This window comes from Megalodesulfovibrio gigas DSM 1382 = ATCC 19364, assembly GCF_000468495.1.
Classification (GTDB): domain Bacteria; phylum Desulfobacterota; class Desulfovibrionia; order Desulfovibrionales; family Desulfovibrionaceae; genus Megalodesulfovibrio; species Megalodesulfovibrio gigas.
The window spans coordinates 2,817,018-2,833,941 of record NC_022444.1 but is presented as its reverse complement, the minus strand read 5'-3'; the positions used below and the strand labels follow the sequence as shown (position 1 = coordinate 2,833,941).

Sequence of the window (16,924 nt, the reverse complement as noted above, 5' to 3'; positions counted from 1 at the left end):
GTACGTCTGGACGCCATGACTGTCAAAGTCTGATGCGTGCCGGCATGGTGGATTTCCCGCGGGATTTCAAGATGCCGCCGCGCTTGACCTCTTTCCTGGCCTGGGGCATCCCTTGCGGCCATGAACCATTTTCCCTGCATCATTCCCGCCGCCGGCCTGGGCACGCGCATGGCCGAGATCTGCGCTGCAACGGGCGGCGCGCCGTTCAAGGAACTGCTGCCCGTGGCCGGCATGCCGGCCATCCTGCATGCCGTGGCCCTGGCAGCGGCCGCCGGAGCCGACACCGTGGCCGTGGTGCTGCGGCCGGGCAAAGAGGCCATCCGCGACTGCATCGACCAGCACAGGCAAGACGTCGCCCCGGGCTGTGAAATCGTCTACCGCTGGCAGGCCGAGCCCGGCGGCGAGGGCCGGGCCATCCTGCAGTGCCGCGATGTGCTGGAGGGCGTACCAGCCGTTGGCGTGATCTATCCGGACAATCTTTATCAACCTCCCGCAGACGGTGACAGCCGTTCACCCCTGGCCATCCTGCGCGAGGCCGCCGAAGGCGCAGGCCAGGCGGCAGCAGCGGTGACGGACACCATCGGTTTGCACCGTCCCGATGCCGCCGGGCAGGACGCCCTGGCCGCCTACGCCAATGCCGGCCGGCTGGATCTGGCGCCGCATCCGGCCTGCATTCCCGGCCTGCGGCTGGTGACGCGATGCTATGCCAAGGGCCCCGGCCCCTTCATGCCCCGCCGGCCCGGCGAGGCCCGCGCCTGTGGCCTGTATGTGGCCACGCCGCGGTATGTGGAGGCGCTGGACGCGCAGGACAAGATGTTGCCCCAGGGCGAGGAACTCACCGATGGCCATGCCCGCCGGCACCTGCTGGCCGAGGGGCGCCCCCTGCAGGCCTTCCTGCTGCCCGGCCTGGTGTTCGACATGGGCACCCCCGCGGGCCATGCCCTGGCGCGGCGGCATCTGGGGGCATAGGATTCTGAGACGTACTGCGAGGGGGGCCCCGTTCCCTCAAGGGCGTTCCCCCTTGCAGCGATCATTTTTCCATAACGATACCTTGCGCGAATCCCCAGCGATGCGGGCTCACCCCCGGTGCGCATCCGCACCGGCGGCTGCGGGCTTTCCCTCCACACAGGGGCAGCGCTGCACTTCCACGGTAACGTGGGACAGACTGGGCACGTCTGCCAGCAGGCGCTTGTAGTCCTCGCTGGTCGGGGCGTGGGCGTGGGACAAAATGCCCACCACGGCGGCGTAATGCCCTGGCCCCACACGCCAGAGGTGCAGGTCGCTCACGTATTCGCCGGGCTTGCCCTCCAGGCGCTTGCGCACCGTGCGCATGAGGTCCGCCGGAGCCACGTCCACCAGCACCTTGCCCGTCTCCTTGAGCAGCCCCACGGCCCATTTGGCGATAACCACCGCCCCGACCACGCCCATGAGCGGGTCCATCCAGGCCCAACCAAGCCAGCGGCCCGCGGCCAGGGCCAGGATGGCCGCCACGGACGTCAGGGCGTCGGCAATCACATGCAGATACGCCGCCCGCAGGTTGTGGTCCGTGTGATGCGCATGCTCGTGCTCATGCTCATGCTCGTGGTCGTGATCATGGTGATGATGGTGCCCGTCGTGCAGCATGAAGGCGCTGACCACGTTGACCACCAATCCCACCACAGCCACCACCATGGCCTCGCCGAAGGAAATCTCCAGCGGGTTGATCAACCGATCCACGGACTCGTAGGCGATGAACAGGGACACGACGCAGAGCACCACGGCGTTGGTGTAGCCGGCCAGATCGCCGATCTTGCCCGTGCCGAAGGAAAAACGCGAGTCCTTGGCGTGGCTGCGGGCATAGCGATACGCGAAGCCGGCAATGGCCAGGGCCCCGGCGTGGGTGGCCATGTGCCAGCCGTCTGCCAGCAGCGCCATGGAGTTGAACAGCAGGCCGCAGGTAATCTCCACCACCATCATCACTGCTGTCAGCCCCACCACCATCCAGGTGCGGCGCTCGTTGCGTTCGTGTGAATCCCCAAGAAAATCATGGGGGTGAATATGGGTGCGCAGGCATTGTTCGCTCATGGATTCCTCCCGGTGTTTGCACGCGCGTGTTGTACTGCAGCCGCCGGAGCAAGTAAAGCGTATTGAAAATGGATTTCAACTTGATTTTACCAACCGGTTGGTTTAACCATTCGGTTACATCAACTCGACGGAGAATTCATGACTGCACCTGAGACGCCAGCCGACACGCCCCGCCAGACCATCCTGGACGCCGCCGCCACCATTTTTGTGGAGGTCGGCTTTGCCGGCGCACGGGTGGAGGCCATCGCCCGGGCCGCCGGGGTGAACAAGGCCACCCTGTATTATCATGTGGGAGACAAGGCCGCCCTGTACGAAGCCGTGGTCTGCCGGCTCTTTGAGGGGGCCATCCAGACCGTGGAAGCCGCCGCGGCCTCCAGCCAGGAGCCGCGCGCCCGGCTCATGGCCATTGCCCAGGCCATGGGCCTGTATTTCCAGGCCAACCCGGGCCTGCCGCGCATCATGGCCTGGGAGCTGGCCTCGGGCGCAGCCACGTTGCCCCAGGCGGCGCTCATGCATTGGAGCCGCATTTTCCGCATTGTGGCGGGGGCGCTTCTGGCCCTGGGTATTGACCCGGTGCCCGGCTACTTCACCATGGCCGGGGGCACCATGCTGTATTTCTTGACAGAACCACTGCGCCAGCGGGTGGCCGGTATGGTGCCGGGCATTCCTGCCGCGCTGGGCGTTTCCAGCCCTGAGGCCATGGCCTCGTTCCTGCTGAACACACTGCTGCCCCCCAACGAGGGGAAGGAATAGGGAGGGGGTATGCGCCGGCTTGTCCTGCTGCTGTGTTGCGTGTTGCTCGCCGGGTGCGAGGAGCGCGCCCCTGGCCTGTACCAGGGGTATATGGAAGGGGAATTCGTGTACGTGGCGTCCCAGTATGCCGGGCGGCTGCAGGCGTTGCGCGTGGCCCGCGGCGACCGCATCGCCCCCGGGGACGAACTCTTTGTGCTGGAGGACGAGTTGGAGGCCCAGGCCGTGACCCGGGCCGAGGCCAATCTGGAGCGCACCCGCGACACCGTGGCCGATCTGGACAAGGGACTGCGCAAGGAGGAGCTGGCTCAACTCAAGGCCCGCCATGCCCAGGCCAGGGCGCAGCTGCAACTGGCCAGGGCCGAGCACGACCGTCGCATTTCCCTGCGCCGTGGCAACGTCATTGCCCAGGAGGAGCTGGATCAGGCCCGCACCACCCTGCAGCAGGCCGAAGCGGCCGTGGCGGATTTGGAAGCGCAGCTGGCCACGGGGCAGCTTGGTTCCCGCGAGGACCAGCGTTCCGCCGCCCGCGCCCAGGAGCGCATGGCCGCCGCCGAGCTGGAGCAGGCCCGCTGGCAACTGGAGCAAAAGCGGCAGCGCGCCCTGGTTTCCGGCACGATATTCGACCTGATCCACTATCCTGGCGAGTGGGTGGCTGCGGGCAGCCCGGTGCTGTCCTTGTTGCCGCCGGAACAGATCAAGTGCCGGTTCTTTGTGCCCCAGACGGATCTGGCCGGCATCCAGGTGCGCGATCCGGTGGCTGCCCTGGTGGATGGTCAGCCCCAACCGGTGCCCGGCTGGGTGAGCTACATTTCTCCCCAGGCGGAATACACACCGCCGGTCATTTACTCCCAGCAGTTCCGGGCCAAGCTGGTGTTCATGGTGGAGGCCAGATTTCCCCCCGGGGTGGCGGCTACCCTGCACCCCGGCCAGCCCGTGGACGTCCGGCTGCAACTGAGGACAACGCGATGACTGCCCCCACCATCATCGATGTCCAGGGCGTCACCAAGCGCTTCGGCGACAAGACCGTGGTCAATGCCTTGTCCCTCACGGTGCGCAAGGGCGAGATCTTCGGGTTCCTGGGTCCCAACGGGTCCGGCAAGACGACCTTTATCCGCATGCTCTGCGGCCTGCTGACCCCGGACGCCGGCGAGGGCACCTGCCTGGGCCTGAACGTGCGCACCGAATCCGAAGCCATCAAGCGCCAGGTGGGGTACATGGCGCAGAAGTTCAGCCTGTACACGGACCTGACCGTGCGCGAGAATCTGGAGTTCATGGCCCGCATTTACGGCGTGCCCAACCGGCGACAGGCCGTGGCGCAGGCCATCGAATTTATGCAGTTGGAGCCGTATGCCGGGCAGCTCGCCGGCACCCTGTCCGGCGGCTGGAAACAGCGGCTGGCCCTGGCCGCGAGCTGCATCCATCGTCCGGCCCTGCTCCTGCTGGACGAGCCCACCGCCGGCGTGGACCCCAAGGCCCGCCGGGACTTCTGGGACGCCGTGCACGTGCTGGCCGCCCAGGGCGTCACGTCCCTCATCACCACCCATTATATGGATGAGGCCGAGCGCTGCCATCGTCTGGCCTACATTGCCTATGGCAACCTTCTGGCCCAGGGCACGGTGCGGGAGGTGGTGGCGTCCTCCAGCCTGCACACCTGGGAAATTGCCGGACCGGATCTGTACGAGCTCGCCGCCAGATTGCGCGACCTGCCCGGCGTGGATCAGGTGGCCCCCTTTGGCGCCACCTTGCACGTTTCCGGGGCGGATGGGGATGTGTTGCGGCGGTCCCTGGAGCCGTTCCAGCACGGGCCGCACCGGTTTTCGGAGGTGGAGACGTCGTTGGAAGAGGTCTTCATCAGCCTGATGACGGCCTCGCAGCAAGGCACGGCCAGGAGGATCGCATGAAGTCGTCGCGCTTTTCCCCGGGCCGCTTCTGGGCCATGGTGATCAAGGAATTCGTGCAGATGCGGCGCGACCGGCTGACCTTCGGCATGATGGTGGGCATTCCCCTCATGCAGCTGATCATCTTCGGCTACGCCATCAACAACGACCCCCGCCACCTGCCCATGGCCGTGCTCAGTCTGGACAACTCGCCCTTTTCGCGGTCCATCGTCGCCGGCTTGCAGAACAGCAATTACTTTGACCTGACGCACCACCTGGCCGACGCCGCCACCGGGGACCAGCTGCTGCAGACCGGGGACGTGCAATTCGTGCTGACCATCCCCGCCGGCTTTGCCCGGGATCTTGTCCGGGGCGAACAGCCGTCCCTGTTGCTGCAGGCCGATGCGGCAGACCCGGCAGCGACCTCCTTCGCCATGAGCGCGCTGGACATCATCGTGCGTCAGGGGCTGGACCGGGACCTGACCGGCCCTCTGGTCTCCCTGCGCACCACGCCCGCGCCGGCGCAAACCATCATCCACCGGCTGTACAACCCGGAAATTCAGACCAGCTACAACATCGTTCCGGGCCTGATGGGCGTGGTGCTGACCATGACCATGGTGATCATCACCTCCCTGGCCATCACCCGGGAACACGAGCGCGGCACCATGGAAAACCTGCTCTGCACGCCGGTGCGGCCGCTGGAGGTGCTGCTGGGCAAGATCGTGCCGTACATTGTGGTGGGCTACATCCAGATGGGACTGATTCTCCTGGCCGCCGTGTTCCTGTTCAAGGTGCCGGTGCACGGCAGCATCCCGCTGCTGCTGGGGGTGTCCTTCCTGTTCATTGCGGCCAACCTGGCCGTGGGCGTCACCTTCTCCACCATCGCCAGCAACCAGTTGCAGGCGGTGCAGATGGCGTTCTTCTTCTTCCTGCCGTCCATCCTGCTGTCGGGCTTCATGTTCCCTTTCCGGGGCATGCCGGAATGGGCCCAGGGCATCGGCTCTGTGCTGCCGAACACACACTTTATGCGCATCGTGCGGGGCATCATCCTCAAGGGAGCCACCCTGCCGGAATTCGCGCAGGAACTGCTGCCCATGGCCGTGTTTCTGGTGGTGGTGCTGCTGGTGGCCCTGAAGCGCTACCGCAAGACGCTGGATTAGAGCACGTTGTTTTTGAAAAGAACTCTCGGGGGAAAACCTNGTGATTCAAGGTCACTCTCAACGTTTTGGAAGGGGAAAGCACGAGAGGGGAGACCCTTCTTGAAAAAGAGTCTCCCCTCTCGCCATACCGTTGCGTCAACGGTCGGTTGGGCTATCGGATCGTCCGCAGTCCCTACACGTCGAACAGCATTTCCAGGTCGTCGCGGGTCAGGCTCTTCCAGGCGTCCTGACCGGGGATGATGGATTCGGCCACGTCGCGTTTGCTGTCCTGCAGCTTGAGGATCTTCTCTTCCACCGTATTCTGGCAGATGAGCTTGTAGGCGAACACCTGGCGCGTCTGGCCGATGCGGTGGGTGCGGTCTGTGGCCTGGTTTTCCACGGCCGGGTTCCACCAGGGGTCGTAGTGGATCACGTAGTCTGCGCTGGTGAGGTTCAGACCCGTGCCGCCGGCCTTCAGCGAGATGAGGAAGATGGGGATTTCCGGCGTGTTGTTGAAGCGGTCCACCTGGTCGAAGCGGTCCTTGGAGGCGCCGTCCAGGTAGGCGAAGGGGATTTTCTGGATGTTGAGCCAGCTGCGGATGATGTGCAGCATCTGCACGAACTGGGAGAACACCAGCACCTTGTGGCCTTCTTCGATGATGTCCGTGACCATGTCCTTGAAGGCGTCGAACTTGCCTGAGGGCAGGTTGGTGGAGACGCCGGGCATGTCCAGCTTGAGCAGCCGCGGGTGACAGCAGATCTGGCGCAGCTTGAGCAACGCATCCAGGATGGACATCTGGCTCTTGGCCAGGCCCTTTTCGTCCACGTCCTGCAGCACCTGCTCCCTGAGCTTCTTGGCCAGGGCGGCGTACAGCTCCAGCTGTTCGTCCATGAGGGCGCAGTAGTAGACGTTCTCCACCTTGGGCGGCAGGTCCTTGGCCACTTCCTTCTTGGTGCGGCGCAGGATGAAGGGCTTTACCCGCGAGCGCAGGTATTCCAGGGTTTCGGGATCGCCATCCTTGATGGGTTTGACGATGCCGCGCTGGAAGCTGTGCTGCGAACCCAGGAAGCCGGGCATGAGGAATTCGAAGAGGCTCCACAGCTCGAACAGGTTGTTCTCGATGGGCGTGCCCGAGAGGCAGATGCGCTGCTTGGAGGCCAGCCGCCGCACCGACCGGGCAGTGATGGTGTTGGGGTTCTTGATGTTCTGCGCTTCGTCCAGGATGACGCTGTTGAACTCTTCCTTCTGCAGTTCCTCAAGATCGCGCCGCAAGAGGGCGTATGTGGTGAGGACGAGATCCGATTCCCGGATGAGCTTGAACATGCCCTCGCGGCGGGCGCCGTAGATGGTCAGCCGTTTGAGGTGCGGGACAAATTTTTCCGCTTCGCGCTCCCAGTTGGGCAGCACCGAAGTGGGCACCACGATGAGGTTGGGGCCGGTCTGCCCGGTCTCCACCACATGGGCGATGAAGGAGAGGGTCTGGATGGTCTTGCCCAGGCCCATCTCGTCGGCCAGAATGCCGCCAAACCCGTATTCGCGCAGGAAGTTCAGGTACGAGAGGCCCTGCACCTGATAGGGGCGCAGGCTGGCGTTGAGCTTTTGCGGCGGTTCGACGGGCGTCACTTCCTCGAAGCTGTGAATCTTTTCCTTGAGGCAGGACCAGAAGGAGTCGGTCACGGCGTCGGGAATGTCTTCCAGGATCTTGTCCAGCACCGGGGCTTCAAACTGCTTGAACAGGCGTTTGGGCGGCTTGTCGGGGTCGAAGCCCAGGGCTCTGAGCTTGTGCTCCAGCTTCTTGAGCCAGCCTTCGGGCAGGGAGGTGTAGGAGCCGTCCTTGAGCTGCACATAGCGCTTGCCCTGGCTCCAGGCGGCCCAGATCTTGTCGATGGGCACGCGCTGGTCGTCGTACTGGATTTCCAGGTCCAGGGTGAACCACTTTTCTTCCTCGTCAGACTTGACCTCGGCCACCACCTGGGGCTGGGCCAGGCGGACCTTGTACCGCGTGAGATTCTTTTCGCCGTAAATGCGGTATTGCTGCACCAGGGTGGGGTAGGCGTCCAGCAGGAAGGCGATGGCTTCCTCCGGCTCCAGAAACCACATACTGGGGGAGCGCGGCTGGAACTGCATGTCCTGGAGGGTCTGGGCCAGATGCGCTTCCTTTTCCTGATCGCGCCGGATGAGGAAGGACTTGCCCTCGTACGAGACGGAGCCGGTAATCAGGTCCGGGTTGGGGCCGGAAAGGGAGTGCTCGCCGAACTGGGTTTCGTAGATGTTCTCAATGTGCAGGGTCAGCAGGCTGCCTTCTTCGTCCAGGTACAGTTTGGGATTGTAGCTGGCCGGAATGAAGAGGGGCTCCATGTGAGCCAGGAAGGCTTCCGGGTCGTACAGCTCCTGCACAGGCAGACGGGTCCAGACACGGTCCAGAAATTCGGAGATGTCCGCCTGGGGCACCACGGGGGGGCTGAGCACCAGTTCCTGCACCAGCTGGGATTCCAGGCCGGTCTGCACAGGATAAAAGCCGCGGTTCCAGCAGACCCAGATGGGCAACTGGCCGTAAAAGTGGGCTTCCTTGCCCAGGATGGAGAAGGGCGGCTTGCCGTCGCGGCCCAAAAACACATCCAGCGAAAGGCCCTGCTCCTCCAGCTGGGGCTTGAGCATCAGGCGCATGGGCTTGGTCTCAATGCGGCAGGGCTGGTCCGAATCCCGCCAGAAGAGATAGTATTCCCGGCGGATGGAGCGCAACAGCCAGGTGATGAGGCCGTCCGGCACCTCCACGCGATGGCCAAAGTAGTCAATGTACTGGCCGATGAGCTGGGCCACGCGGGGCAGCTGGGGCGCGCCTTCGCTCCAGTCCGGATTGCGGATGATCTGCTCCAGGGTCACTTCCTGGTGCACGGTGGAAAGGCCGGACTTGTTCTGCCGGGCGCGGAAAAAGGCGATCTGCAGGCGGCCGGGCTCCGGGAAGAAGCGATAAATGAGGTAGTGGCGGCCGGGTTCCGCTTCCGGCTCGGTGGCGAAGAAGCTGCGGAAGGCCTGGCGCCATTCGGTTTTGGGCAGGGGGTGGGGCGCGTCTTCCTCGTCGCCGGCGCTTTCCAGGGAGTGCAGGAACTTGAGCGCCGTGGCGCCCACGTGCCGGCACACGCCGGAAAAGGAGTCCGGGCAGTTGCAGAAGTAGTTGACGCGGCGTTCCTTCAGGTTGATGGTGACTTCCGGAGAGTAGATCTGGAAGTCATCTCCCTGGACGTTGCCTTCAATCTCCCAGAACGGGTCGCCTTTTTTGAGACTTATTTTCTGCACGCCCCCGCTGGCGACAATATACTGGGAGCTTTCAAGGATGTATTCTGGGATGGAATCCTTGATGAACTCCTGCAAGGTGGTTCGCAGAAGGGCTTCGTTGCCAGCATCCATGCCGCAGAGGGCTCCTTGACCTGTAGGGATAATTGCACAACATTCAATGCCGCACCAGCAGGGCGGCAGCCTCAACGATCAGACCCTACGCGATTTGCCGCGACGTGACAAGGGAGGCTTGGCTTTTCTTCCGCCTTCATCCATACTTTGCGTGCCGGCTGTTGGCTGCAGGGCACCTCGTAAGCAAGGGGTTTTACCCTAATCCAGGCAAATGGCAACCGCCCTTCCACCCTTTCACAGCCCCAGGCGAACGCTGCGCCTTGCACAACCCATGATTCGCATTACAGAAATTATCGAAAAAATCTCCGGCTACATGCCGGAGGAGGGCAAGGCCCTCATCCAGAAAGCGTACGTGTATTCCGCCGCCGCGCACCAGGGCCAGGTGCGCGCCTCGGGGGAGCCATACCTGCTGCATCCACTGGAAGTCGCCAACATCCTTGCTGAAATGAAGCTGGATGAAGCCACCATCGCCGCAGGTCTGCTGCACGATACCGTGGAGGACACCCTGGCCACGGTGGAGGAGATCGACTCCCTGTTCGGCGAGGACGTGGCGGACATCGTGGACGGCGTCACCAAATTGGCCAAGCTCGCCTTCGATTCCAAGGAGCAGGCCCAGGCCGAGAGCTTGCGCAAGATGATCATGGCCATGGCCGAGGACATCCGCGTGCTCATCGTCAAGCTGGCGGACCGGCTGCACAACATGCGCACCCTGGAGCACATGCCCCCGGAAAAACGCCAGCGCATTGCCCAGGAAACCATGGACATCTATGCCCCCCTGGCCAACCGCCTGGGGCTGCATCGCATCAAGGTGGAGCTGGAGGACCTCTCCTTCCGCTATCTGAAGCCGGACGTCTTCGGCCAGGTTTCCGAAGGTGTCAAGAGCCATCAGACCCTGGGCAAGGATTACATGACCAATGTAATCTCCAGGCTGGAGGCCATGCTGGCCGAGAACGGCATCCGCGGCCGTGTGCACGGTCGCACCAAGCACCTGTTCTCCATCTACCGCAAAATGGTCCAGCAGAATTTGACGCTGGATCAGGTGTACGATCTCATCGCCTTCCGCGTCATCGTCAACTCCATCAAGGACTGCTACGCCGCCCTGGGCCTGGTGCATGCGGAGTGGCGGCCCATTCCCGGCAAGTTCAAGGATTACATTTCCCTGCCCAAGGCGAACATGTACCAGAGCTTGCACACCACGGTCATTGGGCCGCTGTACGAGCGCATCGAAATCCAGATCCGCACCGAGGAGATGCACCGCTACGCAGAGCACGGCGTGGCCGCCCACTGGCTGTACAAGGATTCCGCCAAGCTCAAGGCCAAGGATCTGAGCCAGTTTTCCTGGTTGCGGGAAATGCTGGACTGGCAGAAACAGGAAAGCGATTCCCGGGAGTTCCTGCGCTCCTTGCGCATCGACCTGTTCAAGGACGAGGTCTACGTCTTCACCCCCAAAGGCGATGTGAAGGAACTGCCCGAAGGCGCCACGCCCGTGGACTTTGCCTATCATATTCACACCCAGGTGGGAGACCGTTGCACCGGCGCCAAGGTGAACGGCCGGCTGGTGCCCTTGAACACGGAGCTCAAGAACGGCGATGTGGTGGAGATCTTCACCGACGCTGCCCGCCGGCCCAACCGGGACTGGCTCAAGTTCGTCAAGACAGCCAAGGCCCGCACGCGCATCACGCACTATATCCGCACCGAGGAACGAACGCGGTCCATCGCCCTGGCCAAGGAAATGCTGGAGAAGGAAGGCCGCAAGCTGGGCGTGAACTTCGGCAAGCTCCTCAAGGACAAGTCCCTGGAGGCCCTGGCTGCGGAGATGACCTTCAAGAGTGTGGAAGATCTGCTCTCCGCCGTGGGCTATGCGCGCATCACCCCCGGCAGGATCCTCAAGCGCTTCCTGCCCCAGAAGGAGGACGAGAAGGCCGGCGCCAAACCATCCCAGGACAAGACAGACCGGGGAGAAAAGGGCGAAAAGCGCGGGGAAAAGGGCCGCGACAAGCACGAAGACGCCGTCTGCGAGGAACCCCGCCAACCCAAGCCCGGCGAGAACATCGTCATCAAGGGCGTGGATGGCGTGCTCCAGCGCTTTGCCCGCTGCTGCAATCCCCTGCCCGGGGATGCCATTGTGGGTTACATTTCCCGCGGCAAGGGCCTCACTGTGCACCGGGCAGACTGTCCCAACGTCCAGGGCATGGAGACGGATCGGCTCATGGCTGTTTCCTGGGAAGGGGATCAGGAGACGGCGTTCCCCTCCCGCATCCGCATCCTGGCCCGCAACAAGCCCGGCGTGCTGGCCCGGGTGAGCAGCGTGCTCTCCCAGGAGGGCGTGAACATCGAATCAGGCCACTTCCATTCCACTGTGGACGGTCTGACGGAATTGTTCTTCATGGTGACGGTCAAGGAGGCGCCCCTGCTGTACAAGGTGCTGGAAAAGGTGAACGGGCTGGATGCGGTGGTGGAGGCCAGTCGTGTGACGGCTCCGGTGGCATAGATGAGACTGCGCTGTGTGCTGGGGATACTCCTCGCGGCGGGCGTGGTCCTGTGCTTGGCCGGGGTCTTTCTCTCCCTGCCGTGGTGGGTGTTCGCCGCCGTGACGGCCGGGGCAGGAGGCACGGCCGTGAGTCTGGTGCGGCCCCGGCTGGCCTGGGGTTGCCTGGTTGCGTTGTACTTTGTGGCCACGCCGAGCATCTTCTTCCGGCCGGATGGCCTGCTGGCGTCCATCTTTGTGCCCCATGTGCTGCTGCTCCCGCTGCTGCTGGGAAGTTTTTTGCAGGCCGTTGCCAGACGGGAATCCCTGAGCGCCGGCAGCTCACTGCTGCCCCTGCTGCTGCTGGTGCTCGGGCTGCACGGCCTGGCTTGGTTCTGGGCCCCCACACCCGAGTTCGGCCTGTTCAATGTGGGAGCCATGGCGGCGAATGTGCTGCTGTTCTGGGGGCTCGTCCACCACATCCGCACGGTGGCGGACTTGCGCCAGTTGTGCTGGGCGTTGTTCGTGGGCGGCATTGTGTGCGCCGCCGGGGTCACGGCGTCCCAGTGGTGGGAACCGGACTGGAAATACACCCCCAGCGCCTACTGGGGCATGGGATTCACGTTTTTTGTGGGCAGAAACGGCGGCTTTGTGGCCAGCAACCACGCCGCTGCCTATCTGGTGGCGGCAGGTTGTGCAGCGGCCGCCCTGCGCCAGGAGGCCCGCTCCTGGCAGGCCCGGCTGGGCCTGCTGCTGGGGGGCGGGTTTATGCTGTTCGGCATCGTGCTCACCCAGAGCCGCGGGGCGCTCCTGGGCCTGTTTGCCGGAGCCTTTGCCGTGTTTGCCCTCAATGCCCGGCTGCGGCATCGGTTCCTCCGGCATACCATGTCGTTCCTGGTGCTGGTGCTCTGCTGCGTGGCCGTGGCCCAGCCGGGATACCTGGATCGCCTGCTCATCGGCTTCGGCTACACCGGCGATTTGATTTTTGCCGACAAGCCGGGGGAAGAGGAGGAAAGCCAGGAGAACCTGAGCGGCATTTCTGCCCGGTTCCGCATGTGGCGTGACGGGTTGGACGCCATGCAGCAGGATCCCGTCACCTTCCTGGGCGGACTGGGCCCCGGGGGGTTTGTGACCATCACCAAGGAACCGGAGGTGCATTCCTTCTGGCTCACGTTCTTTTTTGACCTGGGTCTGGCCGGAGTGGTGGTGCAGATTTTCATCTGGATCTGGTTGATCAGTCAGTTCAAATCCGTGATCATGAAGCCCATATCGCCGGAGCTGGCCCCGTTTTTCTGGGCCATGCTGGCGGCGTGTCTGGCTGAGCTGGGCGTGCATGGATTGATCGACCATGACCTTACGTCCATGGTGTCGCGGTTCAGCTTTTTGTTCCTGGCCCTGGCCGCAGCAATCATCAAGGTGGCCACCCGGGAACAGCAGGAGGGGCATCGCGCATGTGTGCAACGAGATTCTTCTTTCTGACGCTGCTTGTCATGCTGCTTGGAATGTCTGCCTGTTCGGGCGAGACGCATTCCTCCACCCACACGCGTCCGGCCGGAGCCGTGCCGGTTCGGTCCATCCAGGCGGCCCCCGCATCGAATCAGTTGCCGACTCTACAGCCTGTGCCGACCATGCCGGCTGCTGCCGCGGCGGTGGTGTCGCTGCCCTGGCCCGCAGCCCTGGCCTATCTCTCGCCCCTGGTGCCAGTGGAGGATGCCGGCGCCCAGGTGCACGAGGCGCGATTCTTCCAGCCCATCCTTGTCCAGGCCGTGGATGGCGCCGTGCCCGTGGTGCTGGGGCCGGATCCCATCTGCCTGGAAGCCGCACCCCGGGAGCATACGCCCGGCGTGCCGCCCGCGCAGAATCCCTTCGGCGCGCATCCGGCCAGCCCCAAGGACGGGACCGATTTTTCCCTGGCTCTGGATCTGGGCCTGGGCTGGCACCGCGGCGCTGCGGCCTGGTGGGTGGCCGTGCAGTCCCGGGAGGATCTCGCGGCCGGACTCTACCGCTTTGATCGCATGGACGCCAAGCTTGCCGCGTTGCCGCCGTCCATGGAGGCGGTGGTGAACATCATGCTGCCGGAGCGCCGTCTGGCCCCGGACCGCTGGGAGGTCGCCCCCGGACGGGAAGTCTATGCGGAGTTCATCAAAACCCTGGTCACGCGATACGCCCGGCGTGTGCGCTACTGGCAGTTCGAGAACGAGCCGGACCTCGGGCCCGGTGCGGCGGATCTGCCCGGCTTTGCCCAGCTGCACACCTTCACCGCAGGACGCATCCGCGCCTGGCAGCCGGATGCCCGGCTGCTGTTCGCCGGCTTTACCGGACTGGGCGGCGAGGCGCAGCTTGCCCGACAGTTGGAGCAGGTGGCCGGTCGCGTCGGCACCGGGGATGCCCAGATTTTCGACCTGCACACCTATGGCGGCGTGGGCGGCTGGATGCGGCTGGACGGGCTGTATGCGCAGTTGCGCGCCCGGCTCGATGCCGCCGGCCTTGGGCGGGCCGCCATCTGGATGACGGAGACCGGCACCTGGACCGGTGCGCCCGGCCTGCCCGGCCCAGCAGGTCCGCCCGGCCTGGCAGGCCCGGCAGGGCCAATGGGGCCACAGTCTGCTTCCGTACCCGCCCGGCTGCCCTTCCAGTCCGAGCGGGATCAGGCGCGCGAACTGGTCAAACGCTACGTGCACGGCTTCTTCCTGGGTATCGAACGCATCTTCTGGGCCTGGGGCATCAAGGAAGGATTTCACGACCGCGACCAGATGTTCGACGTCACCGGCCTGGTATACGATGGCCGCGGGGAGGGCGACCCCGGAGACAACATCCCCAAGCTGGGCTACTTTGCCTACAAGCGGCTCATCCGGGCCATGCTCGGGCGCGAGGGCGGGCTGATCCGGCTGGACCTGGGGCCGGGCGTACACGCCTACCAGTTTGACCGCGAAGGAACCCCCGTGATCATTGCCTGGAAGGAATAGGTGTGGCGCTATGGCATTGCGATTGTTGGAAATAGTCGTCAAGGATGAACTTGCCAGACGCATCGTGCATGCCCTTGGTCAGGAGAACCCTGTCCCGCCGCACTGGTTGATGCCCATGGATGACGGTGTTGCCCAGGTGCGCATGGTGCTGGACATGGAAAGCCTGGAGCAGGTGACCGATCTCCTGATGCATCGCTATCATCTGGGGGAGTCCTCCCTTATTTTGGTGCATCCGTTGGAAGCGGTCATCCCTCGGCTCATCAAACCGGAGCCGGAGGCCGAAGCGGTGGAGTCCGAAGACAACGGCGGGAACGGCATCGTCAAAGCCACCGCCCGGCGTCGGCACCGCGAAGAACTGTATTCCGACCTGTACGATCAGGCCCGCCTCTCGCGCAATCATCTGCTGCTGGTGGTGCTCTCCGCCCTGGTGGCGGCCATGGGGCTCATGCGCAACAGCGAAGTGGTCCTGGTGGGCGCCATGGTCATTGCGCCGCTGCTGGGGCCGCAACTGGCGCTGGCTTTTGCCGCCTCCCTGGGAGATAAGCCGCTCCTGCGGCATGCGTTTCGCACCATGGCTTGCAGCATTGTGCTGGGATTGCTCGCCGCCGTGATTTTGGGGCTGGTGATGGAGGTGGACCCCACCGTGCACAGCATGGCCATGCGCACCCGGCCGAGTCTGGCGGATCTGGCCCTGGCCCTGGCTGCAGGCGCGGCAGGGACACTCTGCTTCACCATGGGGCAATCCACGGCTGTGGTGGGGGTGATGGTGGCCGTGGCGCTCATGCCGCCGCTGGCAGCGGCCGGACTCCTGATCGGGCACGGCGCGTGGCGCATGGCCCTGGGAGCCCTGGCGCTCATGGCGGCCAACATCATCGGCATCAATGCCGCGGGAGTGGCGGTGTGCCTGTATCAAGGGGTGCGGCCGGGCACTTGGTGGGAGCAGCAGCAGGCGGCCAAATCCGCCAAAAAGGCCCTGGCGGTGTGGCTGTTGCTCCTTGGCGGCATGGCGGCGGTGCTGGCGTGGTTCTACCGCCCGCAATGAGCCGCATCGGTTTCAACAGCCCGTCGTTGTGGCAGTGGAAATGGAGTCAGGGCAAGGGCGGCAGCGCGCCTTGCCGCCGCAGTTCCCGGATGGCCGCATCAATGCGAGGGAGCCATCGGGCGGCCTTGTCGCCGTGCGCCTTGGAAAAGGCGATGAAATAGGGGGATTCATTCACCACATACGGCTGCCTCGGCAGCATGGCCACTTCCGGGATAATGGCACACAGGTGGTCAATGGATTTGCGGTCGATGACCATGTAATCCAGCCGGCCGGCCAGGCATTTTCGCAGCATGGTCATGGTGTTGGGGGATTCGTCCCGTGCAAACAGGGCGCTGGTGGCGAATGTTGCCGTGGTCGCATAGCCTTTGATCACGCCCACCAGCGCACCCTGCAGATGCGCAAAGCTGGAGACTGTCGCGGCGTCGGCGGTGCAGCCCACCAGGAGGTTCTGCGCCATGCCCAGGGGCTCTTCGCAATACGCCAGATAGGCTTCGCGTTCCGGGGTCCTGAGGGCGGTGAAGACGGCATCGTCCTGGCCGCGGCGCATGCTTTCCAGCACCCAGGGCCAGGGCTGCATGGAAAAGAGAGGCTCGCAGCCGGCCTGGGCGCAGATCTGCCGCACCGCCTCCACGGCCTCGCCCACCACACAGCCGTCCTCTTCGTAGCTGAAGGGGGCCATGTGATCGCAGGCGAAGCGCAGCGATTCTCCGGCCAGCACCCCCGCCGGCCAGAATGCCGGGGCCACCAAGACGGCGGCCAGCAGGAGCAGGGCCGGCAGGAGGCGGTTCATCGCAGCACCAGCAGATGTGCCTGCAGGGCCGTGCCGGAGACGGCGGCAGCCTGCAGTGCGGCGATGCCGCGGGCCAGTTCGTCCTGCACCAGGGCATATTTGTTGGAGAACAGGCCGAACCGGCGCGGGCGGGCGGCCAGCTCCGCATGCAGGGCCTGGAGGGTGGCCAGAAGCCCGGACGCCTCGCGCCAGGTGCCGTGGCTGGCCAGGTGCGCGCCGTCGTCGATGAGCAGATCCAGTTCGTCCAGGTCGGCGTCGGCATCGGTGGTATCGAACCACGTCGAAAGGGCCGTCACGTCCAGCTCCCGGCACAGATCATCCAGCTTGCCGGAAAAGGCTGGCAGTGCGACGAGCGTTTCCGCCAGACACGTCACCTGGCCGTCGTGAAGAAGATTGAGCCGAAGCGATGGCGGCATG

At 64.4% G+C, this 16,924-nt stretch carries 13 protein-coding genes; 9 read left to right on the top strand and 4 right to left on the bottom strand.

Annotation, left to right across the window (positions count from 1 at the left end; translation table 11 throughout):
* The first annotated feature begins 120 nt into the window (after positions 1–120).
* Positions 121–969: an NTP transferase domain-containing protein gene (locus tag DGI_RS12415; RefSeq protein WP_021761443.1), complete on the top strand. Its 849-nt coding sequence runs from the start codon at positions 121–123 to the stop codon at positions 967–969.
* Between the two features lie 108 nt (positions 970–1,077).
* On the opposite strand, the gene dmeF is transcribed toward DGI_RS12415, so the two are convergent.
* Positions 1,078–2,064, bottom strand: coding sequence for a CDF family Co(II)/Ni(II) efflux transporter DmeF (gene dmeF / locus DGI_RS12410; protein ID WP_021761442.1), 987 nt, complete (start codon positions 2,062–2,064; stop codon positions 1,078–1,080).
* A gap of 138 nt (positions 2,065–2,202) precedes the next feature.
* Between dmeF and DGI_RS12405 the strand changes: the two genes are divergently transcribed.
* The 4 genes from DGI_RS12405 to DGI_RS12390 are packed head-to-tail and all read left to right on the top strand — an operon-like array spanning position 2,203 to position 5,854.
* The gene (locus DGI_RS12405; protein WP_021761441.1) at positions 2,203–2,817 is read left to right on the top strand and encodes a TetR/AcrR family transcriptional regulator; all 615 of its coding nucleotides are present in this window, start codon (positions 2,203–2,205) and stop codon (positions 2,815–2,817) included.
* A gap of 9 nt (positions 2,818–2,826) precedes the next feature.
* Entirely contained in the window at positions 2,827–3,786 is a 960-nt protein-coding gene (locus DGI_RS12400) for an HlyD family secretion protein (protein ID WP_021761440.1), read from the top strand.
* Positions 3,783–4,718: an ABC transporter ATP-binding protein gene (locus tag DGI_RS12395; RefSeq protein ID WP_021761439.1), complete on the top strand. Its 936-nt coding sequence runs from the start codon at positions 3,783–3,785 to the stop codon at positions 4,716–4,718. Before DGI_RS12400 ends, DGI_RS12395 begins: the two co-directional genes overlap by 4 nt.
* Positions 4,715–5,854: an ABC transporter permease gene (locus tag DGI_RS12390; protein ID WP_021761438.1), complete on the top strand. Its 1,140-nt coding sequence runs from the start codon at positions 4,715–4,717 to the stop codon at positions 5,852–5,854. The genes DGI_RS12395 and DGI_RS12390 overlap by 4 nt, the downstream gene beginning before the upstream one ends.
* 172 nt (positions 5,855–6,026) lie before the next feature.
* On the opposite strand, the gene DGI_RS12385 is transcribed toward DGI_RS12390, so the two are convergent.
* The gene (locus DGI_RS12385; RefSeq protein ID WP_021761437.1) at positions 6,027–9,242 is read right to left on the bottom strand and encodes a DEAD/DEAH box helicase; all 3,216 of its coding nucleotides are present in this window, start codon (positions 9,240–9,242) and stop codon (positions 6,027–6,029) included.
* 271 nt (positions 9,243–9,513) lie between these two features.
* Here DGI_RS12385 and DGI_RS12380 point away from each other — a divergent pair, with 271 nt between their 5' ends.
* From DGI_RS12380 to DGI_RS12365, 4 genes are all read left to right on the top strand, one after another.
* Positions 9,514–11,733 (top strand): RelA/SpoT family protein, encoded by a 2,220-nt coding sequence (locus DGI_RS12380; RefSeq protein ID WP_021761436.1) that lies wholly within the window; start codon positions 9,514–9,516, stop codon positions 11,731–11,733.
* Positions 11,734–13,188 (top strand): O-antigen ligase family protein, encoded by a 1,455-nt coding sequence (locus DGI_RS12375; protein ID WP_021761435.1) that lies wholly within the window; start codon positions 11,734–11,736, stop codon positions 13,186–13,188.
* A 149-nt stretch (positions 13,189–13,337) separates the two neighbouring features.
* The gene (locus DGI_RS12370; protein ID WP_027192925.1) at positions 13,338–14,675 is read left to right on the top strand and encodes a hypothetical protein; all 1,338 of its coding nucleotides are present in this window, start codon (positions 13,338–13,340) and stop codon (positions 14,673–14,675) included.
* Positions 14,676–14,685: 10 nt separating this feature from the next.
* Positions 14,686–15,717, top strand: a complete 1,032-nt coding sequence (locus DGI_RS12365; RefSeq protein WP_021761433.1) for a TIGR00341 family protein — start codon at positions 14,686–14,688, stop codon at positions 15,715–15,717.
* Between the two features lie 46 nt (positions 15,718–15,763).
* Here DGI_RS12365 and DGI_RS12360 read toward each other — a convergent pair whose 3' ends face one another.
* Together DGI_RS12360 and DGI_RS12355 are read right to left on the bottom strand one after the other, a co-directional pair.
* Complete coding sequence (locus DGI_RS12360; protein WP_021761432.1) at positions 15,764–16,507, bottom strand: substrate-binding periplasmic protein; 744 nt, start codon at positions 16,505–16,507, stop codon at positions 15,764–15,766.
* Positions 16,504–16,923 carry a hypothetical protein gene (locus tag DGI_RS12355; RefSeq protein ID WP_021761431.1) on the bottom strand — a complete coding sequence of 140 codons (420 nt, stop codon included), beginning with the start codon at positions 16,921–16,923 and terminating at the stop codon, positions 16,504–16,506. Before DGI_RS12355 ends, DGI_RS12360 begins: the two co-directional genes overlap by 4 nt.
* Position 16,924 lies beyond the last annotated feature (1 nt).